The sequence below is a fragment of the Streptomyces sp. AC602_WCS936 genome, from assembly GCF_019049125.1.
In the GTDB taxonomy this organism is placed as follows: Bacteria; Actinomycetota; Actinomycetes; order Streptomycetales; family Streptomycetaceae; genus Streptomyces.
This window is the reverse complement of the sequence record NZ_JAGMUF010000112.1, coordinates 431,874-455,662: the sequence shown is the minus strand read 5'-3', so window position 1 is coordinate 455,662 and position 23,789 is coordinate 431,874. Positions and strand designations below refer to the sequence as shown.

The following is a 23,789-nucleotide window of genomic DNA, read 5'->3' as shown; positions in this document are numbered from 1 at the left end:
GGGGTGACGACATTGGAGGACCTGGCCCGGCTGCGCCGCGCCCGCGACCTGATGGACCGCGAGTACGACAAGCCGCTCGACGTCCCGGCGCTGGCCCGGGTCGCCCTCATGTCGGCGGGCCACTTCTCCCGCAGCTTCCGCGCCGCGTACGGCGAGACCCCGTACAGCTACCTGATGACGCGCCGCATCGAGCGGGCCAAGGCCCTGCTGCGGCGCGGCGACATGTCGGTCACCGAGGTCTGCTTCGCCGTCGGCTGTACCTCGCTGGGCTCGTTCAGCTCCCGCTTCACCGAACTGGTCGGCGAGAGCCCGAGCGCCTACCGGGCCCGCGACCACTCGGACGGCGCCGCCATCCCGGCCTGCGTCGCCAAGGTCTACACCCGGCCGGTCAGGAACGGAGAAGCCAGGCCCGCACCCGGGCCCCTAGCGTGAGGCACATGGACATCAACCTCTCGCAGTGCTTCATCGCCGTCGACGACCACGACAAGGCGCTCGCCTTCTACCGGGACGTGCTCGGCATGGAGGTCCGTAACGACGTCGGCTTCGAAGGGATGCGCTGGGTGACCGTCGGTTCCCCGGCCCAGCCCGACGTGGACATCGTCCTCGAACCCCCGCTCGCCGACCCGGGCGCCTCGGAGGCCGACACGAAGGCCATGGCCGAACTGCTCGCCAAGGGCCTCCTGCGCGGCGTCATCTTCACCACCGACGACGTGGACGCCACCTTCGAACGCATCAGCGCGGCGGGCGCCGAGGTCCTCCAGGAGCCGGTCGACCAGCCCTACGGCGTCCGCGACTGCGCCTTCCGCGACCCGGCCGGCAACATGCTCCGCTTCAACCAGCCGCGCAAGCGGTAGCGACCCGGGCGACCTCGGCCGGCCGGCAGCCGAAAAGCCGGGAAGTCGGGTGTTTGCCGTGGGGCGAAGGGGGCAAGCGCAAGGTCAGTGCTTCGGACAGGAGGCACGTCCGTGGGAGCGGCGGGATGCCGCCACGGACGCGTCCGTCCGGCCGCCGGACGCCCTCCCACGGTGACCGCCCGACCCAAGGGCCGTGTCGTCGCACCGGTGACGCCGGGGTTCGACGAACTCCGTGTGCCGCCCGCGTTCGGCCGTGCCGACCGGGCCACCGCCCGGCGCGACGACGAGGCCCCGCGCTCCGAGGGAGTTGCGACGCACCATGCCGATCCACGCCAGCGTGAAGCACCCGCACGACGACGCCCCCGACACCGCCGACGCCTTCCGCCGGCTCACCAGCCTTCCCGACGGCCCGGAACGCGACGCGGTCCGCGACCGGATCGTCGAGGCCTGGCTCCCCATGGCCGAACGGCTCGCCGGACGCTTCCGCAGCCGCGGCGAGAGCTACGACGACCTGCGCCAGGTCGCCGCCCTCGGCCTGGTCAAGGCCGTCGACCGGTACGACCCCGAGCGCGGCAACGCCTTCGAGAGCTACGCCGTACCGACGATCACCGGCGAGATCAAGCGGCACTTCCGCGACCACATGTGGACCCTGCACGTGCCGCGCCGGGTACAGGACCTGCGCAACCGGGTCCGCCACGCCGGGCAGGACCTGTCCCAGACCATCTCGGGCCGCAGGCCCACCGTCGCCGAGATCGCCGAGCACGCCGACATGAGCGAGGAGGACGCGCGGGTCGGCCTGGAGGCCCTGGAGAGCTTCACGGCCCTGTCCCTGGACGCCGAACTCCCCGGCAGCGAGGACGGTTACTCACTCGGCGACGCCCTCGGCGCCTCCGACCCGGCCCTGGACACCGTCGTCGACCGCGAGGCCGTGAAGGACCGTCTCGCCGCCCTGCCCGAGCGGGAACGCGCCATCCTCTACATGCGCTTCTTCGACGACATGACCCAGAGCCGCATCGCCGAACAGCTCGGCATCTCCCAGATGCACGTCTCCCGCCTGATCAGCCGCTGCTGCGACCGGGTACGGGAGCAGGTACTGCGCGACCCGGCCGCCTGAGCCGGGGTCCCGAAGACCCGGGGCCGGTGACCGGCGAGGAGGGGCGCGCCCCCGCGCCCCCGCGCCACCCCCGCCGCCCGGCCGCTGCCGCGGGGGCGGCGCGAGCACTGCCGCCACGCCCCCGGCGTGAGCACTGCCGCCGCGCTCCGGCCGGCAGGACCGCGCGCGCCGTCCTGCCGGCCGCCGCCTCGCTTCCCGACCGCTGCCGCGGCGCACGGGACGAGCGCGTCGGCGGCGCGGTTTCCGCCGGTCCGTCCGCGAGCTTCCTGGACGGCGACTCGCCGACGCCGGGCCGACGGCCGTCGGCCGGGCTCGTAGTGCCGTGCCTGGTGCGTCGTGCCGGCTGCCGCCTGGGGGCGCGCGAGCGCGTCGGCTCGGCTGCCGTCGGGCCGTCCGCGAGCGGCGCGCGTCCGATGGGCCGACGGCCGTACCGAGGGCCGATGAGCGGGGCGGCCGTGCGTCGGCGTCGTCCGCTGCCCGTGCCGTGTGCGACGGCACCGGCGAGGCGGGTTCCAAACCTGGGCCTCACCCGCTCGGGCGCTCCGTTCCCGCGAACGGCGCACGGCGGCGCGCGGGTCCGTGCCGGGCGGGCTGTGATGGCCGAGGGGCGCGAGTGCCGTGCCCCCGCAGCCGTCGCTCGAAGGAGCCCGACCCATGCGCCGCACCGCCCGCGCCCTGTCCACCACCGTCCTGGCCGGTGCCGCCCTCGGCGTCTTCGCGGCGCCCGCCCCGGCCGACCCCGGCGTCCCCCCGCCCCCCATCGGCGTCGGTGAACCGGTCGCCGAGGTCAGCCCGGCCGACGTGGCCCCCGGCGACACCGTCACCGTCTCCGTGACCTGCGCCCCGACCGGCGGCTCCGCACCCGCGACCCTCGCCGCCACCTCACCGGCCTTCGAGTCGGGCACGGTCGAGCTGCGCAAGGTGGGCGACGGGAACGAGGCGACGGCCGGGGCCGCCTACCGGGGCACCGCCCGCATAGCCACGGCCGAGGACGTCGCGAGCGGTCCCGGGGCGAGCGACCCGGAGGCGGCGGGCTCCGAGGAGGCGTGGACCGTCGACGGCGCCTGCCCCGAGGCGTCCGGCGAGGAGGGCGATCCCTGGAGCGCGACGATGACCGCGCCCCAGGCGCCGCGGACGGTGCCCGAGGAACCGCTGCCGGTGCCGGACGCGCCCGTGGCCGTGCCGGAGGAGGGCGGCGGCGCCGTCGCACCGCCCTGCCCCGGAGCTACGGCCGGGCACGGCGGAACCTCCTCCCGTAGTACGACGTCCTGCGCCACGAAACCGGCGTGCACGGAACCAGCCGCCCCGCACGACTCGACCTCCGCGCAGCGGAAGGACTGCGGCGGCACGACCGCGGAGCACGGAGTGCACGCCGGCGAGGGCGGTACCTTCACCGACTCGGTGCCCGCGCTGGCCGCCGGCGGTCTCCTCATCGCGGGCGCGGGAGCCGCCGCCGCGCACCGGCTGCTGCGGTTCCGGTCGCGCGGGGACGCCGGGCACCGCTGACCCGCACCGCGTCCGGCCCGCGTGTGATCCGTACGACCGGGGGCCGCAGCCATGGCCGGGCGCCCCGGTGGGTACTTGGAGCAACGACCGGACGAATCGTGCCGGCGGCGACGGGACACGGCACCACGGACTGCGCGGAGGCACGCATGCGGCGGACGGACCCCGGAGGGCACGGCCCCGACCGTCACGACTCCGAGGGCCGTGCCCCCGAAGACCATGACCCGGTGGGGCACGGTCCAGTCCGCTACGGTCCGCACCTCCCCGACGACGGGCTGCCGGTCCTGCCCGAGCTGTCCGCCGTACTCGCCGCCGCCGCGGGCCGCGCCCAGGAGGAACCCGCCGGCGGCGCACCCGCCCTCCTGGACGCCGCCTGCGGCTACTGGGACCGGCGCGGACTGACCACCGACCCCGGCCACGTCGCCGCCGCCCCCGGCGCGGGCGCCCTGCTGCTCGCGCTGACCGCCGCGCTCGGCGGCGACGTCCTGGTGCCCCGGCCCTGCCCCGCCTGGTGGGCGCCGTACGCGCGGCTGCTGGGTAGACCCGTCTTCCACGTGCCGACCCAGGCCGAGTCCGGCGGCGTCCCCGACCCGTACGCCCTCCTGGAGACCGTCCGCCGGGTCCGCGCCGAGGGCGGCGACCCCCGCCTGCTCGTCCTGTCGGTCGCCGACGACCCGACCGGCACCGTCGCGCCGCCCGAGCTGCTGCACGAGACCGTGGAGGCGGCCGCGGGCGAGGGCCTGCACCTGGTCAGCGACGAGACCTGGCGCGACACCCTGCACGATCCCCACGCCACCGTGATCCTCAGCCCCGCCGAGATGCTGCCCGGGCGGGTCACCGTCGTCACCGACCTGGCCGGCGCGCTGCTGCCGCCGGCCTGGCCCGCCGCCGTCGCCCGCTTCCCGGCGTCCGCCGCCGGGGACGGCCTGCACGCACGCGTCCTCGACGTACTCACCGCGCTCGGCGCCCGCGTCGCCGCGCCCGTCGCCGCCGCGGCCGGATACGCGCTCGGCGAACCCGAACCGGTCACCGAACGCCGGTCCGCCGCCGTACGCCTGCACGCGCGGCTGGCCGCCGCCGCGCACGCGGCCGTCGTCGCCGCGGGCGCCACCGCCCGGCCCCCGCAGGCCGGCCGCCACCTCTACGCCGACCTCGGCCCGCTGCGCGACGCGCTCGCCGCCGAGGGCGTCGGCGACGCCCAGGAACTGGAGGACTTCCTCACCGTCCGGCTCGGCATGCCCGCCCCCGGCGGCCACCGCTTCGGCGACGACCTGCCGGCCCTGCGCGTACGGCTCGCCACCGGCCCCCTGCTCGGCACCGGCGGGCGGCGCGCGGAATGCCTCACGTCCCCCGACCCGTTGGAACTGCCACAGGTGCAACGCGCGTTGGTCCGCCTGAAGTCGGTCTTCGGCGATCTCCGCGACGCTCAGCGATGGGAGCCTCCTCGATGACGCAGCAGCCCCGGTCGACCACGAGCACCCCCACTCCCGCCGTGGACGCGGACGCGTCGCCGGTCAAACCCTCCCCGGCCCCCTCGTACCCGCCGCTCGCCGACCCCCGGCCGCCGGCCGAGCACCGGGTCTGGCCGCGCACCTTCCACGACCGGCTGACCGCACCGCTGCCCGGACTGAAGGCCATGGCGAGATTCGCCCGCGAGGGAGCGGTCAGACCCGGCCCCGAAGGCCTCGCCGACATCCCCCGGCTGCCGTACGAGCCCGGCCCGCTGCCCCGCGTGGACGCCCGCACCGTCGCCGTCACCTGGGCCGGACACGCCAGCTGGGTGGTGCGGATCGGCGGGCTCACCGTGCTGACCGACCCGGTCTGGTCCCGCCGCATCCTCGGCACCCCCGCCCGCGTCACCCCCGTCGGCGTCCCCTGGAGCGCCCTGCCGCGCGTCGACGCGGTCGTCATCAGCCACAACCACTACGACCACCTGGACGCCCCGACCCTGCGCAGGCTCCCGCGCGACACCCCCGTCCTCGCGCCGGCCGGGCTCGGCCGCTGGTTCCACCGCCGCCGCTTCACCCGCGTCACCGAGCTGGACTGGTGGGAGGCGACGGAGCTGGACGGAGTCCGGTTCGACTTCGTGCCGGCCCACCACTGGTCCAAGCGCACCCTCACCGACACCTGCCGCACCCTGTGGGGCGGCTGGGTGCTCACCGCCCCCGACGGCCGGCGCGTCTACTTCGCCGGCGACACCGGGTACGGCCACTGGTTCGCCCGCATCGGCCGCCGCTACCCCGGCATCGACCTCGCCCTGCTCCCCATCGGCGCCTACGACCCCCGCTGGTGGCTCCGGGACGTCCACTGCGACCCGGAGGAGGCGGTGCGGGCTGCCGAGGACGTCGGCGCCCGCCGGATGGCGCCGATGCACTGGGGCACGTTCGTCCTCTCCGCGGAACCGGTCCTGGAACCCCTCACCCGCGTACGCACCGCCTGGCAACGCGCCGGCCTGCCCCGCGAGCACCTGTGGGACCTCCCGGTGGGCGGCTCCCGCGTATTGGAGTGACTCCGCACGGCGCACTCCGGCCGGCACGGCCGCGCCCGCCTCGGAGGGCGCCCTCCTGCTCCGCGCGGCTCCCGCGCACGGGCAAGGCGTCACCCGCTTCGAGAAGGCCCCCTCTCCGGGCGGGCTGCCCGGACCCGACGCCGGGCGCATCGGCCGCCGCCCGCGGTCCCGGCACGCCCCTCGCCCTCTCAGGAGTGGCCGCCTGCCACCGCCTCGTCCCCGCCCCGCCGCCGGAGGCTTAACGCCGGCATCGGCCGCCGCCCGCGGTCCCGGCACGCCCCTCGCCCTCTCAGAAGAGACCGCCCGCCACCGCCCCGTCCCCCGCCCCACCGCCGGAGGCCTACGCCTTCGCGGGCCCCCGAAACCGCCGCCACACGCTCGGCGCGCCGCTGACCAGCAGCGTCAGGGCGATCGCCGCGGCCACGCCCTCCCACGGCTTGCTGAACAGGGCGCCGCTCAGGATGCCGATCAGCTGGTACGTCACCGCCCAGGCCAGGCAGGCCGGGAGGTTGCCCCGGGCGAAGCGGCGCAACGGCCACTTCGCCAGCAGGCAGGCCAGCATCACGGGTATGCGGCCCGCCGGCACCAGCCGCGACAGCACCAGCACCGCGACGTCGTGCTCGGCGAGCTTCTCCTGCGCCTGCTCCAGCCGGTCCTCGGGGGCCCGGGACCGGATCGCCTCCAGCCAGCGCGAGCCGTTCTTCGAACCGACCCCGCGCCGCCCCAGCCAGTACAGCGCCATGTCCCCGCAGAACGCGGCCAGCGACGCCGTCGCGAACACCATCAGCATCGAGAACGGCAGCGTCTGGTGCATCGCCACCACGGCCGCCGAACTCACCAGCGCCCCCGTCGGCACCACCGGCACCAGCGCCCCGATCAGCACCAGCAGGAACAGCGAGGGATAGCCGAACGCCTGCTGGGTCGGCTCGGTCGGAATGCTCGTCACGGCGGTGCCCAGCATGCTCACCGCGCGACCTCCACGCGCACACTCTCACCGTGCCCCAGCCGGTGCACCGCCACGCCCGGCGCGCGCAGCGCAGACAGGCGCACGAACTCGTCACCCGGCGTGTGGAACTCGTGCGGGCGCACCGCGTCCATCCCGATCGGCCAGTACGTGCCGTAGTGCACCGGCACCGCCGTGCGCGGCGCCAGCCGGGCCAGCGCCTCGGCCGCCCGCCCCGCGTCCAGGTGCTCCGAGCCGAGGTACGGCCCCCAGCCGCCCACCGGCAGCAGCGCCGCGTCGACCGGCCCGACCTCCTTCTCCATGCCGTCGAAGAGGCCGGTGTCCCCGGCGAAGTACGTCCGGGCCTCGCCCTCGACGACGTAGCCGAGCGCGGGGGAGCGGTGCGGGCCGAGCGGCAGCCGCCGCCCGTCGTGCCGGGCCGGCACCGCCCGTACCCGCAGGTCACCGACGGTCGTCTCGTCGCCGGGCGCCACCTCGGTCAGCTTCAGGTGCCCGAGCCTGCGCATCCCCGGCACCGCACGCGGCGCGCCCCGGGGCACGAGCAGGCGCGTGCCCGGCGCGAGCCGCGCCAGCGACGGCACGTGCAGGTGGTCGGCGTGCAGGTGCGACACCAGCGCCAGGTCCGCGCGCCAGGCGTCCGGCGGCGGCACCGCGCCCCGTCTGCGCCGCAGGTGGGCGAGCCGGCGGACGAACAGGGGATCGGTGAGCACACGTATGCCCGAGTCCTCGACCGTGCAGGTGGCGTGACCCCACCACGTGAGCTCCACCGGCACCTCTTTGCCTCCTTCGCGCGACTCCCCGAAGCCTACGTCCAGGAGTAGGGTCGGCGGCGAAACGGGAGGTGAGGGGGACACCATGGGGCTGGTGAGGGTGACGGCGATCGCGAGTCTGACGCCGCTGGAGCAGCTGGACGACGACCCCTTCCTGGTCGACTCCCGCAGCCAGCACGCGATGTGCGCCCGCTGGGCCGTGGAACAGGGCTACGTCGTCGCGCGGGAACTGCTGGTGCGCGGACTGCGGCCCGACCACGACGCCCTGTGGGACGGCGTCCGTCCCGGGCACGACCTGTTCGTCGCGCCCAGCCGCCGCGTGCTGGAGAGCGCCCTGTCGTCCGTGGACGCCTTCACCGCCGAGTGCGCGCGGCGCGGCGTCCGCGTCGAGACCGTCGGCCGTGCCGAACCCGCGTACGACGCCCGGATGAAGGCGTGCGTGCACCGGCGCCTGTCCATGCCGACGGCCGGGTACGACGGCCGCTGACCCCGTACGGGGGGTGTGAACCGGACCCGGGGGGACAAACGGACGTCCCGGAGCGTTGTGGCAGGGTGGGGAAGGCCCGCGCCGACGGACGGGCCGGGACGTGAGGTGTGCGGAGCGTGGGTGGAGGGCGTTGGCGCCGGGTCGCCAGTCAGAGCGGCCGGATGGTCGCGGTGTGGGCCGTGTCCACCCTCACCATGCTCGCGCTCGCCGGAATCCTGCCGGACTTCCGGCTCCAGTCGCCCGACGGGGACAGCGCCACCGACATCGCGATGACCGCGGCGGTGGGCGCCGGGGCCTTCGGTCTGCTGTCCGCGCTGGTGTGGCCGCTGATGGTCCGGCTGCTGCTCATGGTGCCGGCGCTCGTCCTCGGGGTGCTGGTCTTCTTCCTCAACGGCGGGCTGCTGCTCCTCGCCATCGACATCAACCCGGCCGGACGCGGCGGCGTCGCCCCGGAGACCGCGGTCGTGGTGGCCGCCGTCATGTCCGCCGTCGCCTCCGCCACCGGCGGTGCCCTGGCCGTGCGCGACGACGACGCCTACCGGCGCCGGCTCTACCGCCTCGCCGACCGCCGCCGCAGATCCGGCCCGCCCTGCCCGGACGGTCCCGGCACCGTCTTCCTGCAACTGGACGGCGTCGGCCACGACGTCCTGCTGGACGCCGTCGACTCCGGCGCCATGCCCACCGTCGCCCGCTGGCTCGGCCGCGACGGAGACTCCGCGACCCACCGCCTCGCCCCGTGGCGCACCGACTGGTCCAGCCAGACCGGCGCCAGCCAGCTCGGCATCCTGCACGGCTCCAACCACGACGTCCCCGCCTTCCGCTGGTTCGAGAAGGACACCGGCGAGGTCGTGGTCTGCAACCGCCCCACCAGCGCCGCCGAACTCCAGCACCGCGCCATCGAGCACACCGGCGACGGCGGGCTGCTGACCTTCGACGGCGCCAGCCGCGGCAACCTCTTCAGCGGCGGCGCCGACGAACAGGCCCTCGTCCTGTCCATCGCCACCCGCCGCCGCAGCAAGGAGAACCGCTCCCGCTCCGGCTACTTCGCCTACTTCTCCGACCCGGCCAACGCCGTACGCACCGCGATGTCCTTCGTCGCCGAGGTGTGCCGGGAGATCGGCCAGTCCACCCGCGCCCGCGTCCACAAGGTCCGCCCCCGCGTCTCCCGCGGCGGCCTCTACCCCTTCGTCCGCGCCTTCGCCACCGTCGTCGAACGGGACGTCGTGGTCGCCGCGGTGATGGGCGACATGCTCGCCGGCCGCACCGCCGTCTACGCCGACCTGGTCGCCTACGACGAGGTCGCGCACCACTCCGGACCGCGCGGCCGGGACGCCGCGAAGGTCCTCCAGCGGCTCGACCGGTCCCTCGCGCTGATCGAGAAGGTCGCCGAGCACGCCCCCCGCAAGTACCGGATCGTCGTCCTGTCCGACCACGGCCAGAGCCCCGGCGAGACCTTCCGCGCCCGCTACGGCCTCACCCTCGGCGACCTGGTCCGGGCCGGCTGCGGACTGCCCGTGCCGCGCCGGGCCCAGCGCACCCGCAGCGGCGCCGAGGCCCGCAACACCGTACGGGCCGCCCTGCACCGTCCCGTGGAGGAGGGCGCCGAGCAGCAGCGCCCCGCCGACCGCCCCGGTGGCCGCCGCTCCGACCCGATTGTGCTGGCATCCGGCAACCTGGGCCTGGTCTCCTTCCCGGACGTCCACCACCGGATGACCCGGGAGGAGATCGACGCCCGCTACCCGGCCCTGCTGCCCACCCTCGCCAACCACCCCGGCATCGGCTTCCTGCTCGTCGACAGCGACGAGCACGACGGTGTGGTGCTCGGCGCGCGCGGCGCGGAGGTCCCGCTGGACCGGCTCGACGAGGACCCCGGCCCACTCGCGCCCTTCGGTCCCGGCGCCGCCGACGCCGTCCGGCGCACCCACTCCTTCCCGCACACCGCCGACATCATGGTCAACTCCTTCCACGACCCGGCCGACGGCGAGGTGCTCGCCTTCGAGGAGCAGATCGGCTCCCACGGCGGACTCGGCGGCGCCCAGTCCCGCGCCTTCCTGCTGTCCCCGGTCGTCCTGTCCGCGCCGGCCGACGACGGCACGGAGATCTCCGGCGCCGAGGCCGTCCACCGGGTGCTGCGCCGCTGGCTGCGCGAGTCCAACGGCCCGCAGGTGCCCGTGGAGGATCCCCGGCCCAGGGCCGTCGGCGGCGGACCTTTTCCGGTCCCGGACGGCGTCGTGCAGGACAAAAGCGCCTGATTTGGAGCCGTGCCCGGCCGTGCCGGACCATGGGCGCCGTCCCGGCGATCCCGGGCACCAGTTCCAAGGAAGGCGCACCACCCCATGCACGACACCGGGACCGTCCCCCCACTGGCTCCGGCCCCGCAGGAGACCCCCGCGGCCCCCGGTTCCACCCCCGCCCCCCAGGGCACCAGACACGCCCGCCGCTTCGGGCTCCCCGTCGCCACCGCCCTGGTCATGGGCAACATCATCGGCGGCGGCATCTTCCTGCTCCCGGCCTCCGTCGCCCCCTTCGGCACCATCAGCCTGCTCGCCTTCGGCGTCCTCACCGTCGGCGCCATCGCGCTCGCCCTGGTCTTCGGCCGCCTCGCCCAGCGCGACCCCCGCACCGGCGGCCCCTACGTCTACGCCCGCGAGGCCTTCGGCGACTTCGCCGGCTTCCTCGCCGCCTGGGCGTACTGGATCACCACCTGGGTGTCCAACGCGGCCCTCGCCGTCGCCGCCGTCGGCTACCTCGACGTCCTGATCCCGGTGGGCGACCACCGCTGGACCGCCTGCCTGGCCGCCCTCGTCATCCAGTGGCTGCCCGCGCTCGCCAACTTCGCCGGCACCCGCTACGTCGGCGCCGTCCAGCTCGTCGCCACCGTCCTGAAGTTCGCGCCGCTCCTGCTCGTCGCGGTCGGCGGCCTGTTCTTCTTCGACGCCGACAACCTGGGCCCGTTCAACGCCACCGGCGGCAGCGGCATCGGCGCGGTCTCGGCCGCCGCCGCGATCCTGCTCTTCTCCTACCTCGGCGTGGAGTCCGCCGCCGTCAGCGCGGGCGAGGTCAAGGACCCGCGGCGCACGGTCGGCCGGGCCACGGTGATCGGTACCGCGGGCGCCGCCCTGGTCTATCTGCTGGGCACCCTGTCCGTCTTCGGCACCGTCTCCCACGACCGCCTGGTGAACTCCACCGCGCCCTTCTCGGACGCCGTGAACGCCATGTTCGGCGGCGCCTGGGGCGGCTGGGCCGTCGCGCTGGCCGCCCTGGTCTCCATGACCGGCTGCCTCAACGGCTGGACCCTCCTCAGCGCCCAGACCCCGTACGCCGCCGCCAAGGACGGCCTCTTCCCGGCCGCCTTCGCCCGCAAGCGGCGCGGCGTCCCGACGACCGGCGTCGCCGTCACCGTCGTCCTCGCCTCCCTGCTCACCGTCTACAACTACACGGCCGGCTCGGCGAAGGTCTTCGAGATCCTGGTCCTCGTCACCACCTTCACCGCGACCGTGCCCTACCTGCTGGCCACCGCCGCCCAGCTCTTCCACCTGCTCTCCGGGCAGGGCGAGAAGGTGAACAGGGGCCGGCTCGTGCGCGACGGCGTGATCGCGGCGGTCGCGGCCGGGTTCTCGCTGTGGCTCGTCGCGGGAGCCGGCTACGCGGCGGTCTACCAGGGCGTGCTGTTCCTCTTCGCGGGCGTGCTGGTCTACGCGGTGATGGCGGCCCGCAGGCGGCGTGCGGAGGGTCCCGCCGCGCCGTAATTCGGCTGCGCGGGGACGGCGGGGGACCCACACTGGTGCGGGTCCCCATCCGACACCCCCTCCCGAGGAGCCCCTGCGTGCAGGCAGCCGTCACCGTCACTCCCGCCCGACTCCCGGAACTGCTGCTCGGCCTCGCCACCGTGCGGCCGGTCTTCCTGTGGGGCGCACCCGGCATCGGCAAGTCCTCCCTGGTGAGGAACTTCGCCGACTCGCTGGGCCTGGAGTGCGTGAGCCTGCTCGGCACCCAGCTCGCGCCCGAGGACCTGATCGGCGTACCGCAGATCCGGGACGGCCGGTCGGTGTTCTGCCCGCCGGAGTCCATCGCCCGCGACGAGCCGTACTGCCTCTTCCTGGACGAGCTGAACGCGGCCACCCCGGACGTGCAGAAGGCGTTCTACTCCCTCATCCTCGACCGCCGCATCGGCAACTACGAGTTGCCCAAGGGCTCCATCGTCATCGGCGCCGGCAACCGCGCCACCGACAACGCCCTGGCCCGCCCCATCGCCTCCGCGCTGGTCAACCGCCTCACCCACGTCCACCTGGACGCTTCCGCCAAGGACTGGCTGGTCTGGGCCGGCGAGAACGGCATCCACCCCTGGATCACCGACCACCTCACCGACCGCCCCGACCACCTGTGGTCCAAGCCGCCCAAGACCGAGGAGCCGTTCTCCACCCCGCGCTCCTGGCACATGCTCTCCGACGCCCTGCACTCCTTCGGCCGCGACCTCGACGAGGACACCCTGAAGGTCCTCGCCCACGGCACGCTCACCCCGGCCCACGCCACCGCCTTCTGCGGCTACGTCAAGATCGTGCGCAGCCGGTTCGGCATCGAGGCGATCCTCAAGGGCGAGGCCCGCTGGCCCAGCCGCCTTCAGGACCGCGACCTGCTCTACTACCTCGCCGAGTCCTTCCGCGGCCGCCTGGTCAAGGAGCTGCCCGCGAGCAAGGAGCACATGTCGGCGAACGGCCGCCAGACCGCCTACCGCGCCAAGTCGCTGCTCGTGCAGCTCGCCGAGATCTCCGTCGAGGTCGCCCAGAGCGTCATCGCCTCCGACGCCGACGGCAACCCGGTGCTGCCCGCCTGGTTCCTCGTCGAGGCCGCCCGCGACATGCCCCGGCTGGTGGAGGCCCGGCGATGAGCCCTGCCCGGACCACCAAGGGCAAGAAGAAGCGGGACCTGGCGGCGGAGGCGTTCGAGGCGGGACTGCGGCTGGTCCGCGCCGACCCGTCCCTGAGCACGGTGGAGTTCACGGTCTGCCGCCGGGAGAAGTGCGCCGTCGCGCCCCGGGGCGGGCTGGTGCGCGTCGACTCCGACGGCGTCGTGCACGCCCACCCGGACCGGCTCACCGATCCCGCCCGCTGGGCCTGGGCCATCGCCCACGCCGCACTCCACCTGGGCTTCGGCCACGTCCCCGCGGCCACGGGTGAGCGCGTCCAGCCGGACGGTGCCGACCTCGCCGCGCGCTGCGTCGTCGTCAACCGCTTCCTGCTCGGCTTCCGCGTCGGCCGCGCCCCCGACGACCTCCCCGCCGCCTACCCCGACGGCGACGAGGAGCGGCTCGCCGCGAGCTGGCGCAGGGACGGGGTGCCCGCCGTGTACGAGCGGTGCGGCACGGCGGGCCACGAGGCCGACCTGCTGCTCGTGCCGTGGAACGGCTGGCTCGGGCGGGTCCCCGACTGGCAGACGGCGTTCGCGAGCGCGCTCACCCGGACCGTCTCCACCGCGCTGGACATGGCGGGCGGCCGCCGGAACTCCATGGACGGCGAGGCACCCCGCCTCCGCCCCTGGCAGCAGGCCCTGAGCTGGTTCGTCTCCTCCTACCCCCTCCTCGGCGGCATCGCGGCCGGCATCACCCTGATCGCCGACGCCGAACTCGCCCGCGCCCACGGCATCTCCGTCGCCGCCGTCAACGCCGAGGCCGGCGAGATCTACGTCAACCCCCTGCGCCGGTACGACGACGAGGAGTGGCGCTTCATCCTGGCCCACGAGATGCTGCACGCCGCCCTGCGCCACGGCGACCGCTGCGGCACCCGCGACCCCTACCTCTTCAACGTCGCCTGCGACTACGTCATCAACGGCTGGCTCGTCGAGATGCAGGTCGGCACCATGCCCGAGGGCCTGCTGCACGACCCGACCCTCGCCGGCCTGTCCGCCGAGGAGGTATACGACCGCATCGCCGGCGATCTGCGCCGCATGCGCCGCCTGTCCACCCCGCGCGGCAAGGGCGTCGGCGACATCCTCGGCGGCCCGCTCGGTCCACCCCGCGACTACGTCGACCTCGACGGCTTCTACCGGCGCGGCCTCGCCCAGGGCCTGGACCTGCACCAGCAGCAGGAGCGCGGCTTCCTGCCCGGCGGCCTGGTCCAGGAGATCCGCGCCCTCAGCCACCCGCCGCTGCCCTGGGACGCCCGCCTCGCCCGCTGGTTCGACGAGTTCGTGCCCCGCCCCGAGCCCGTACGCTCGTACGCCCGCCCCTCCCGGCGCCAGGCCGCCACTCCTGACATCCCGCGCGCCGGACGGTACTTCCCGCCCGAGGAGATCGCCCGCTGCACCTTCGGCGTCGTCCTGGACACCTCCGGCTCGATGGACCGCACCCTGCTCGGCAAGGCGCTCGGCGCCATCGCCTCCTACGCGGAGGCCCGCGACGTGCCGGCCGCCCGCGTCGTGTTCTGCGACGCGGCACCGCACGACGCCGGGTACCTGCCGGTGACGGACATCGCCGGTCGGGTGCGGGTGCACGGCCGGGGCGGCACCGTCCTCCAGCCCGGCGTCGACCTGCTGCTGCGCGCCGACGACTTCCCGCCCACCGCGCCGGTCCTCGTCATCACCGACGGCTGGTGCGACGTGCTGCGGGTCCGGCGCGAGCACGCCTACCTGATCCCGCGGGGCGCGCGGCTGCCGTTCACCGCCCGGGGGCCGGTCTTCCGCGTGAGCTGAGCCGGAGTGTGATCGGATGGGGGTGGGAACCCGGCCGCCGGGCTCCCACCGCCCAACCACAGCAAGAGAATTCGAGAGGACCCGCCGTGGCAACCACGCGCTCCGCACACACCGTCTGGGAAGGCAACCTGCTCGAGGGCAACGGTGTCGTCACCTTCGACTCGTCCGGCATCGGCGAGCAGCCGGTGTCGTGGCCGTCGCGCGCCGAGCAGGCGAACGGCAAGACCAGCCCCGAAGAGCTGATCGCCGCCGCCCACTCCAGCTGCTTCTCCATGGCGCTGTCGCACGGCCTGGCCGGCGCCGGCACCCCGCCCACCAAGCTCACCACCTCCGCCGACGTCACCTTCCAGCCGGGTGAGGGCATCAAGGGCATCCACCTCACCGTGGAAGGCACCGTCCCAGGCATCGACAACGACGCGTTCGTCGCCGCCGCCGAGGACGCCAAGAAGAACTGCCCGGTCAGCCAGGCCCTGACCGGCACGACCATCACCCTCACCGCCAAGCTGGCGTAACCGGCTAGGAGCCCGCGCGCTCCCAGCCCCGCCGGTCCGGGCGCGGCCCCAGCTGCCTGGGGTCGCGCGACCGGTACACCACGTACGGGCGGGTGAGGTACTGCACCGGCGCGCTGAACATGTGCACCAGCCGGGTGTACGGCACCAGCGCGATCAGCAGCATCCCCACCACCGCGTGCACCTGGTACAGCAACGGCACCCCCACCATCAGTTCCGTCTTCGGCTGGAGGGTGAACAGGCTGCGCGACCAGGGCGCGATGGTGTGCCGGTAGTCGTAGCCGGTGCCCGAGGAGTGCGCGAGCTTGGCGACCATGCCGAGCACGATCGCCGCCAGCAGGAAGAGGTACATGACCTTGTCGTTGGCGGTCGTCGCCCGGAAGACGGGCGCGTTGGTGCGCCGACGGTAGATCAGGATGAGGATGCCCGCGACGGCGAGCACTCCGGCCGCCGTGCCGCCGTACAGCGACAGCAGGTGGTACGCGTGCTCGCTCACGCCCAGCGCGTCCGTCCACGACTCCGGGACGAACAGCCCGACGAGATGGCCGACCAGCACGAACAGGATGCCGTAGTGGAAGACCGGCGACGCGATGTTCAGCAGCTTCGACTCGTAGACCTGCGAGGAGCGCGTCGTCCAGCCGAAGCGGTCGTAGCGGTGCCGCCAGACCAGGCCCGCGATCAGCAGGGCGAAGGCGGCGTAGGGCAGCACGCCCCAGAGGAAGACGGTCACGGGCGGGCTCCGGTCGGTGCGGGCGGCAGGGTGGCGCACACGGCGTCCAGGACGCACGCGTAGGGCGTGCCGAATGCGGTCAGCCGGGAGCGGAGCTGGTCCAGGGCCTCGCGGTGCTCGGTGAGCATGCCGATGTCCCCGGTGCGGGAGGCGAACTCCAGCACCGCCGGCAGGAAGTCCGGCAGCTCCTCGTCGGTGAACTCCAGCCCGTGCGCCCGGTACAGCTCCTTGAAGCGGACCAGCGACATCCCCCGGTTGCGGGTGTCGCCGTCGGTCCACCAGCTCAGGTAGAGACTGTGCCGGTTCTTGAAGTCGAAGACCTCCACGTAGTGCGCCTGGAGTTCGCCCTGCTCGGTCGCCGCAGCGTGGTCGGTGAAGCCGCGCAGTTGCGGCGCGGCCTCGCGCAGCAGCGGCAGCCGGGCGCGGAAGTCGTCGTCGGGATACGTCAGACAGAGCGCCGCCGCCTGGTACAGCACCTCGAAGCCGGGCATCGGAGATCAGGCCTCCCTCTCGTCGTCCGCGGTTTGCCGCCTGCGCAGGATGTGGAAGTTCTCCACCGGCACCAGCGGCAGCCGCTTGCGCCCCGAGTCCCGGCCGAACGGCCCGTCCCCGCCCATTCCCGGCCCGCCGTCGGTGTCGAGGCTGCACGTGTCCGGCAGCGCCGACGCCTCCAGCCGGTGCGCGTCCCCGACGGCGGCCGTCGGGATGACGTACCGCTCCTCGTACTTGGCGAGCGCCAGCAGGCGGTACATGTCCTCGATCTCCTGCGCGCCCATGCCGACGCTCGCGCAGACCCCGGGGTCGGGGTCCTCGCCGAGGTTGACCGACCGCATGTGGGAGCGCATCGCCGCCAGCTTCTCCAGCGACGCCCGCACCGGGCCGGTGTCGCCCGCCGTGAACAGCTCCGCCAGGTACTCCAGCGGGATGCGGAGCGTGTCGATCGCCCCGAACAGGTTGTCCGCGTCCTCGCCGTCGTGCCCGGTCTCCGTCAGCGCGTCCACCACCGGCGACAGCGGCGGGATGTACCAGACCATCGGCATGGTCCGGTACTCCGGGTGCAGGGGCAGCGCGACGCGGTACTTGCTCACCAGCGCGTGCACGGGGGAGCGGCGGGCCGCCTCGATCCAGTCGAACGGGATGCCCGCCTCCTCGGCCGCCCGCCGCACCGCGGGGTCCTCGGGGTCGAGGAAGACGCCCAACTGGGCCTCGTACAGCTCCTGCTCATTCGGTGTCGAGGCGGCCTCGGTCACCTTGTCGGCGTCGTACAGCACCACACCCAGATACCGGAGCCGGCCGACGCAGGTCTCCGAGCAGACCGTCGGCTGCCCGATCTCGATGCGCGGATAGCAGAAGGTGCACTTCTCGGCCTTGCCGGTGCGGTGGTTGAAGTACACCTTCTTGTACGGGCATCCGGTCACGCACATCCGCCAGCCCCGGCAGCGGTCCTGGTCGACGAGGACGATGCCGTCCTCCGAGCGCTTGTACATCGCCCCGGACGGGCACGACGCCACGCACGACGGGTTGAGGCAGTGCTCGCAGATGCGCGGCAGGTAGAACATGAAGGTCTCTTCGTACGCGAACCGCACCTTCTCCGACGCCTGCTGCCGCGTGCGCTCCACCATGGGATCGAGGTCGCCGTAGGCGGGGGCACCGCCCAGGTTGTCGTCCCAGTTCGAGGACCAGCCGATCTTCATCGGCTTGCCGTCGATCTGGGAGACGGGCCGGGCGACGGGGTAGTCGGAGCCGAGCGGGGCGTCGGTGAGGTTCTTGTAGTCGTACGTCCAGGGCTCGTAGTAGTCCTTGATCTCCGGGAGCCTCGGGTTGGAGAAGATCCCGGCGAGCTTCTTGATCCGGCCGCCCGCCTTCAGCTTCAGCGCCCCGCGCCGGTTCAGCTCCCAGCCGCCCTTCCACTTCTCCTGGTCCTCGTAGCGACGCGGATACCCCTGCCCCGGGCGGGTCTCCACGTTGTTGAACCAGACGTACTCCATGCCGCGCCGGTTGGTCCATGCCTGCTTGCAGGTGACCGAGCAGGTGTGGCAGCCGATGCACTTGTCGAGGTTCATGACCATCGCGACCTGGGCCATCACTCTCATCAGTACTCGACCCCCTGGCTTCGGCGGCGGATCACGGTGACCTCGTCGCGCTGGTTGCCCGTCGGACCGAGGTAGTTGAACGCCCACGACAACTGGGCGTAGCCGCCGATGAGATGGCTCGGTTTGAGGAGCAGCCGGGTGAGCGAATTGTGGATGCCGCCGCGCTTGCCGGTGGTCTCCGCCAGCGGCACGTTCACCGTGCGTTCCTGCGCGTGGTGCATGTACACCGTGCCCGGTGGCATCCGGTGCGAGACGATCGCCCGGGCCACCACCACGCCGTTGCGGTTGACCGCCTCGATCCAGTCGTCGTCGGACACGCCGATCGCCTCCGCGTCCTGCGCCGACATCCAGATGGTCTGGCCGCCCCGGGACAGCGCCAGCATGAACAGGTTGTCCTGGTACTCGGAGTGGATGGACCACTTGTTGTGCGGCGTGAGGTACCGGACCGTCACCTCGCGGTGTCCGTCGGGGCCGAGCTGCGGCTCTCCGAAGAGCCTGCTCATGTCCAGCGGCGGCCGGTACACGGGCAGCGCCTCGCCCAGCTCGTGCATCCAGTCGTGGTCGAGGAAGAAGTGCTGTCGCCCGGTGAGGGTGTGCCAGGGCTTGAGGTGCTCGGTGTTGAGCGTGAACGCCGTGTAGCGCCGACCGCCCGCCTCGCTGCCCGACCACTCCGGAGAGGTGATCACCGGCACGGGTGCCGACTGGGTGTCGGCGTACGTGATGCGCTTGCCCTCGTGCTCGGCGGCCAGGTGGGCCATCTCCTGCCCGGTCTTCGCCTCCAGGGTGTGGAAGCCTTGGGTGGCCAGGCGGCCGTTGGTGGTGCCGGAGAGGGCCAGGATGGTGTTGGCGGCCTTCACGGCCGTGTCCAGTGCCGGGCGGCCGTCGGCGGGGCCGCCGCGCACCGCGCCGTTGAGCTCCCGCAGCCGCGCCACCTCCTCGTCCGGCCGCAGCGTGATCCCCTTCGCGGGCAGTCCCTTGGTCTCCACCAGCGGGCCCAGCGCCGCGAACTTCGCGCCGATCGCCGTGTAGTCCCGCTCCACGACGACGAGGTTCGGCATGGTCTTCCCGGGCTCGGGATCGCACTCCCCGCGCCGCCAGTCCCGTACCACCCCGCCCGGCTGGGCGATCTCGCCCGGCGTGTCGTGCTGGAGCGGCGCCGCCACCAGGTCCTTGCGCACCCCGAGGTGACCGGCGGCCAGCTCGCTCAGCTTCTCCGCGAGCACCTTGAACGTGTCGAAGTCGGTGCGCGTCTGCCACGGCGGACTCACGGCCGGGGAGAAGGCGTGCACGTAGGGGTGCATGTCCGTGCTGGACAGGTCGTGCTTCTCGTACCAGGTCGCGGCGGGCAGCACCACGTCCGACAACAGCGTGGAGGAGGTGTGCCGGAAGTCCAGCGACAGCAGCAGGTCCAGCTTGCCCTCGGGCGCCTCCTCGTGCCACACCACGTCCCGGGGCCGCTGGTCCGGCGCCGCCTCCTCGGCGCGCAACGAGGAGTGGGTGCCCAGCAGGTGCTTGGTGAAGTACTCGGCGCCCTTCGCCGACGAACCCAGCAGGTTGGCCCGCCACAGGGTCACGATCCGCGGCCAGTTCTCCGGCGCGTCCGGATCCTCGCACGCGAACTTCAGGGTGCCCGCCCGCAGTTCGGCCACCGCGTTCGCCACCGGATCGCCGAACGTCTCGCCCAGCTCCAGTGGATTGCGGTCGAAGGTCGGGTACGACGGCATCCACCCCGTCCGCGCCGACAGCGCCAGGCAGTCCGCGCCCGTCATCCCCGTCAGCCGCCCCTCGCCCAGCGGCGAGGCCAGCACGTCGGCGCCGAAGCGGTCGTAGCGGAACTGGTCGGTGTTGAGGTACCAGTACGCGGTGCCGATCATCTGGCGCGGCGGACGCGACCAGTCCGACGCGGCGGCCAGCGAGGCCCAGCCCGTCACCGGTCGGCACTTCTCCTGGCCCACGTAGTGCGCCCAGCCGCCGCCGTTGCGGCCCTGGCAGCCGGTGAGCTGGAGCAGGGCGAGGAAGGCCCGGTAGATCGTCTCGGAGTGGAACCAGTGGTTGGTGCCCGCGCCCATGAGGATCATGCAGCGCCCCTTGGAGCGCTCGGCCGTGCGCGCGAACTCCCGGGCGATGCGCACACAGGCCGCCGCCGGCACCGAGGTGTGCGTCTCCTGCCAGGCCGGGGTGCCGGGCGCGTCCGCGTCCTCGTACGACGCCGGCCACTCGCCCGGCACCCCGGGCCGCGCCACCCCGTATTGGGCCAGCAGCAGGTCGAACACCGTCGTCACCAGCGGCCCGGTCGCCCCGCCCAGCCGCGTCGCCGGCACGCCCCGCGTCACCACCTCGCCGCGGCCCTGCGCGTGCGCGCCGCCCTCGGTGTCGAAGCGGGGGAGCAGCACCTGAACGCCCGACGCCATCTCGTGCCGGTGCAGGCTCAGCAGCGGACGCACGTCACCGAGGTCGAGGTTCCACCTGCCCTGGTCGGCCTCGTTCCAGCGGAAGCCCAGCGAGCCGTTCGGGACGACCGCGCGACCCGTCGTCCCGTCCAGCACCACCGTCTTCCAGGCGGCGTCCGCACCCTCCTGCCCCAGGTCGGCCGCGCGCAGGAACTTCGCCGGCACGTACGCCCCGTCCCGCTCGGTCAGCGTCACCAGGAACGGCAGGTCGGTGAAGCGGCGTACGTAGTCGTCGAAGAACGGCGTCTCCCGGTCGACGAAGAACTCCTTGAGCACCACGTGCCCCATCGCAAGGGCCAGCGCGCCGTCCGTGCCCGGGTGCGGGTGCAGCCACTGGTCGGCGAACTTGGTGTTGTCGGCGTAGTCGGGCGAGACGACCACGACCTTCTGGCCCCGGTAGCGGGCCTCCGCCATCCAGTGCGCGTCCGGCGTCCGCGTCACCGGGACGTTCGACCCCCACATGATCAGGTAGGCCGCGTCCCACCAGTCGCCCGACTCCGGCACGTCCGTCTGGTCGCCGAAGACCTGCGGGGACGCCACCGGCAGGTCGGCGTACCAGTCGTAGAACGACAGCATCGGCGCGCCGATGAGGGAGTGGAAGCGGGCGCCCGCCGCGTGCGACACCATCGACATCGCCGGAATGGGGGAGAAGCCCGCGATGCGGTCCGGGCCCTGAGTGCGGATGGTGTGGACGTGGGCCGCGGCGACCATCTCGACCGCCTCGTCCCAGCTCGCCCGGACCAGGCCGCCCTTGCCGCGCGCCCGCTGGTAGCGCCGCCGCCGCTCCGGGTCGCCCTGGATGTCGGCCCAGGCCAGCACCGGGTCCGTCAGCCGGGCCTTCGCCTCCCGGTACATCTCCAGCAGCACCCCGCGCACGTACGGGTAGCGCACCCGGGTCGGCGAGTACGTGTACCAGGAGAACGCCGCGCCCCTCGGACAGCCGCGCGGCTCGTACTCGGGGCGGTCCGGGCCCACCGACGGATAGTCCGTCGCCTGGGTCTCCCAGGTGATGATGCCGTCCTTGACGAACACATTCCAGCGGCACGACCCCGTGCAGTTCACGCCGTGCGTGGAGGTCACGACCTTGTCGTGGCTCCACCGGTCCCGGTAGAACGCGTCCGACTCCCGGCCGCCGACCAGCCCGATGCTGTGCAGGTCGGGGGCGGCGGTGCCGGGCCGGAAGAACCGGCCCGCGCGCAGCAGCGCCGCGCCCGGTTCGGTGGGCGGTGTCCGCGTGTCGGTCACGTGCGCTCCCTTGATCGCCCAGGCCCTGGCTTCCGAACCTAGGGGCGGGCGCGGGAGCGCACCCGTTCGCGGCGCCCGTACGGGTCAGTGCGGACGCCGCCGGCCCGTCAGACCTTGCGCGCCACCCCCGCGTACACCGGCACGATGCCCTCCGCCTGGACAGCCACGTCCTCCGGCTCCGGCCGCCATCCGGTGACCGGGATGACGCCGGGGCCCAGCAGCTCCAGGCCGTCGAAGAAGCGGGAGAACTCGCCGAGCGAGCGCGGGTAGAACGGCGTGCCGCCGCGGGCGAACAGACCGGCCGCCTTCCCCACCGCCTCCGGGTTCAGGTCCGGCGTGACCTGGGAGAGCACCAGGTAGCTGCCCGGCGCCAGGGCGTCCACGTACCGCTTCAGCAGGCCGTGCACGTCGTCGCCGTCGGTCGCGTCACCGAGGTAGTGCGTCAGGGCGACCAGCGACAGGGCGACCGGCCGGGCGAAGTCCAGGGACTCGGCCGCCAGCCGCAGAATGGTGTCCGGGTCGCGGACGTCCGCGTGGACGTACTCCGTGGAGCCCTCGGCGGAGCCGTGCAGCAGCGCCTCGGCGTGCCGCAGCACGATCGGGTCGTTGTCGGCGTAGACCACCCGAGCCTCGGGCGCCACGGCCTGCGCGACCTGGTGCAGGTTCGGCTCGGTGGGGATGCCGGTGCCGATGTCCAGGAACTGGCGCACACCGGCCTCGGCGAGCGTACGCACCGCCCGGTGCATGAACCGGCGGTTGGCGCGCGCCCCGCGCACCGCCGTGTCGTCCGCGGCGAGGATCCTGCGGGCCAGTTCCTCGTCCACGGGGTAGTTGTCCTTGCCGCCCAGCCACCAGTCGTAGACGCGGGCCGGGTGCGGCCTGCTGGTGTCGACGGGCGCGGAGGTGGCGTCGGGTCCGGTCATGCGGGGTGGTCTCCTCGGTGCCGGGGTGTCAGGGGTCGTGGTTGCCGGGACTGCCGGTTCAGAAGTTCTCGCGGTACGCGCGCAGGATCTTCTCCGTGCGCTGGGTCGAGGCCGCGCGCGCCGTCATGTGGTCCAGGACCTCCAGGTGCGCGGAGACCTCCGTGCGGGAGTCCAGGTACAGGGCGCCCGTCAGATACTCGGTGAAGACCATGTCGGGCAGCTCCGGCTCCGCGAACCGGAACAGGGTGAACGGCGCGTACGTCCCGGGATGCGGCCCGTCGTCGAACTCGGCGACCTGGAGCGTCACCCGGTCCCGGGTCGCGAACTCCAGCAGCTTGTCCAGCTGGCCGCGCATCACCCGGCCGTCGATGCTCACCGGCCGCCGCAGCACCGTCTCGTCCATCACCACCCACAGGTGCGGCGGGTCCGCCCGCTCCAGCAGCCGCTGCCGCTCCATGCGCAGCGACACGTGCCGCTCCACGGCCTCACCGCCCGCGTTCGCGATCGTGCCGGCCTCCATGACCGCGCGCGCGTAGTCCTCCGTCTGCAGCAGCCCCGGTACGAAGTGCGGCTCGTAGGAGCGGACGATCCGCGCGGCGCCCTCCAGGCTCACGTACATGCTGAACCAGTCCGGCAGCACGTCGTGGTACCGCTGCCACCAGCCCGGCTGGTTCGCCTCCTCGGCCAGCGCCACGAACGCCGAGACCTCCGCCGCCGGCACCCCGTACGCCGTCAGCAGGATCTGGACGTACGGTATTTTCAGCGCGACCTCGGCCATCTCCATGCGCCGCACGGTCGCCGGGGCCACCCGGAGCACCTTGGCGGCCTCCTCGCGCTTGAGGCCCGCCGTCTCCCGCAGTTCCTGCAGCCGCCTGCCCAGGACCACCTGGCCCACGGTGGGTGCGGCCCGCCGCTCACTCACGCCACGCCTCCCCAACGCGCCCAAGTCTC

The 23,789-nt window shown here is 73.7% G+C and carries 20 protein-coding genes; 12 read left to right on the top strand and 8 right to left on the bottom strand.

Annotated features, from left to right (window positions below):
- Window positions 1-3 precede the first annotated feature (3 nt).
- The 6 genes from KUM03_RS31615 to KUM03_RS31590 all read left to right on the top strand — a co-directional run bounded on the left by KUM03_RS31615 (window position 4) and on the right by KUM03_RS31590 (window position 5,980).
- Window positions 4-432, top strand: a complete 429-nt coding sequence (locus KUM03_RS31615; protein ID WP_073730601.1) for a helix-turn-helix transcriptional regulator — start codon at window positions 4-6, stop codon at window positions 430-432.
- Between the two features lie 5 nt (window positions 433-437).
- Entirely contained in the window at window positions 438-854 is a 417-nt protein-coding gene (locus KUM03_RS31610; RefSeq protein WP_217253983.1) for a VOC family protein, read from the top strand.
- A 319-nt stretch (window positions 855-1,173) separates the two neighbouring features.
- Window positions 1,174-1,968, top strand: a complete 795-nt coding sequence (locus tag KUM03_RS31605; protein ID WP_217253982.1) for an RNA polymerase sigma factor SigF — start codon at window positions 1,174-1,176, stop codon at window positions 1,966-1,968.
- 654 nt (window positions 1,969-2,622) lie between these two features.
- Entirely contained in the window at window positions 2,623-3,474 is an 852-nt protein-coding gene (locus tag KUM03_RS31600) for a hypothetical protein (protein WP_217253981.1), read from the top strand.
- A gap of 146 nt (window positions 3,475-3,620) precedes the next feature.
- The gene (locus tag KUM03_RS31595) at window positions 3,621-4,922 is read left to right on the top strand and encodes an aminotransferase class I/II-fold pyridoxal phosphate-dependent enzyme (protein WP_254400111.1); all 1,302 of its coding nucleotides are present in this window, start codon (window positions 3,621-3,623) and stop codon (window positions 4,920-4,922) included.
- On the top strand, window positions 4,919-5,980 hold the full coding sequence (locus tag KUM03_RS31590; RefSeq protein WP_217253979.1) for an MBL fold metallo-hydrolase: 1,062 nt from the start codon (window positions 4,919-4,921) through the stop codon (window positions 5,978-5,980). The genes KUM03_RS31595 and KUM03_RS31590 overlap by 4 nt, the downstream gene beginning before the upstream one ends.
- A 340-nt stretch (window positions 5,981-6,320) precedes the next feature.
- On the opposite strand, the gene KUM03_RS31585 is transcribed toward KUM03_RS31590, so the two are convergent.
- Both KUM03_RS31585 and KUM03_RS31580 read right to left on the bottom strand, forming a co-directional pair.
- Entirely contained in the window at window positions 6,321-6,947 is a 627-nt protein-coding gene (locus KUM03_RS31585) for a DedA family protein (RefSeq protein WP_217253978.1), read from the bottom strand.
- A complete protein-coding gene (locus tag KUM03_RS31580) occupies window positions 6,944-7,717 on the bottom strand; it encodes an MBL fold metallo-hydrolase (protein ID WP_217253977.1) in 774 nt (257 codons plus the stop codon). The genes KUM03_RS31585 and KUM03_RS31580 overlap by 4 nt, the downstream gene beginning before the upstream one ends.
- Before the next feature lie 82 nt (window positions 7,718-7,799).
- Between KUM03_RS31580 and KUM03_RS31575 the strand changes: the two genes are divergently transcribed.
- The 6 genes from KUM03_RS31575 to KUM03_RS31550 all read left to right on the top strand — a co-directional run bounded on the left by KUM03_RS31575 (window position 7,800) and on the right by KUM03_RS31550 (window position 15,400).
- The gene (locus KUM03_RS31575; RefSeq protein ID WP_217253976.1) at window positions 7,800-8,201 is read left to right on the top strand and encodes a hypothetical protein; all 402 of its coding nucleotides are present in this window, start codon (window positions 7,800-7,802) and stop codon (window positions 8,199-8,201) included.
- A gap of 107 nt (window positions 8,202-8,308) precedes the next feature.
- Window positions 8,309-10,453 carry a phage holin family protein gene (locus KUM03_RS31570; protein WP_217253975.1) on the top strand — a complete coding sequence of 715 codons (2,145 nt, stop codon included), beginning with the start codon at window positions 8,309-8,311 and terminating at the stop codon, window positions 10,451-10,453.
- An 84-nt stretch (window positions 10,454-10,537) separates the two neighbouring features.
- Window positions 10,538-11,950 carry an amino acid permease gene (locus KUM03_RS31565; RefSeq protein WP_217253974.1) on the top strand — a complete coding sequence of 471 codons (1,413 nt, stop codon included), beginning with the start codon at window positions 10,538-10,540 and terminating at the stop codon, window positions 11,948-11,950.
- A 77-nt stretch (window positions 11,951-12,027) separates the two neighbouring features.
- Window positions 12,028-13,089: an ATP-binding protein gene (locus KUM03_RS31560; protein WP_217253973.1), complete on the top strand. Its 1,062-nt coding sequence runs from the start codon at window positions 12,028-12,030 to the stop codon at window positions 13,087-13,089.
- Window positions 13,086-14,888 carry a hypothetical protein gene (locus KUM03_RS31555; RefSeq protein ID WP_217253972.1) on the top strand — a complete coding sequence of 601 codons (1,803 nt, stop codon included), beginning with the start codon at window positions 13,086-13,088 and terminating at the stop codon, window positions 14,886-14,888. The genes KUM03_RS31560 and KUM03_RS31555 overlap by 4 nt, the downstream gene beginning before the upstream one ends.
- 86 nt (window positions 14,889-14,974) lie before the next feature.
- Window positions 14,975-15,400, top strand: a complete 426-nt coding sequence (locus KUM03_RS31550; protein WP_217253971.1) for an OsmC family protein — start codon at window positions 14,975-14,977, stop codon at window positions 15,398-15,400.
- Window positions 15,401-15,404: 4 nt separating this feature from the next.
- Here KUM03_RS31550 and narI read toward each other — a convergent pair whose 3' ends face one another.
- The 6 genes from narI to KUM03_RS31520 all read right to left on the bottom strand — a co-directional run bounded on the left by narI (window position 15,405) and on the right by KUM03_RS31520 (window position 23,760).
- On the bottom strand, window positions 15,405-16,127 hold the full coding sequence (narI, locus tag KUM03_RS31545) for a respiratory nitrate reductase subunit gamma (protein ID WP_217253970.1): 723 nt from the start codon (window positions 16,125-16,127) through the stop codon (window positions 15,405-15,407).
- Window positions 16,124-16,618, bottom strand: a complete 495-nt coding sequence (narJ, locus tag KUM03_RS31540; protein ID WP_217253969.1) for a nitrate reductase molybdenum cofactor assembly chaperone — start codon at window positions 16,616-16,618, stop codon at window positions 16,124-16,126. The genes narI and narJ overlap by 4 nt, the downstream gene beginning before the upstream one ends.
- A 6-nt stretch (window positions 16,619-16,624) precedes the next feature.
- Window positions 16,625-18,220, bottom strand: a complete 1,596-nt coding sequence (gene narH, locus KUM03_RS31535) for a nitrate reductase subunit beta (RefSeq protein ID WP_217253968.1) — start codon at window positions 18,218-18,220, stop codon at window positions 16,625-16,627.
- Window positions 18,220-21,915, bottom strand: a complete 3,696-nt coding sequence (locus KUM03_RS31530) for a nitrate reductase subunit alpha (RefSeq protein ID WP_217253967.1) — start codon at window positions 21,913-21,915, stop codon at window positions 18,220-18,222. The genes narH and KUM03_RS31530 overlap by 1 nt, the downstream gene beginning before the upstream one ends.
- A gap of 107 nt (window positions 21,916-22,022) precedes the next feature.
- Window positions 22,023-22,838, bottom strand: a complete 816-nt coding sequence (locus tag KUM03_RS31525; protein ID WP_217253966.1) for an SAM-dependent methyltransferase — start codon at window positions 22,836-22,838, stop codon at window positions 22,023-22,025.
- A 58-nt stretch (window positions 22,839-22,896) separates the two neighbouring features.
- Window positions 22,897-23,760, bottom strand: coding sequence for a helix-turn-helix transcriptional regulator (locus tag KUM03_RS31520; RefSeq protein WP_217253965.1), 864 nt, complete (start codon window positions 23,758-23,760; stop codon window positions 22,897-22,899).
- Window positions 23,761-23,789: the final 29 nt, after the last annotated feature.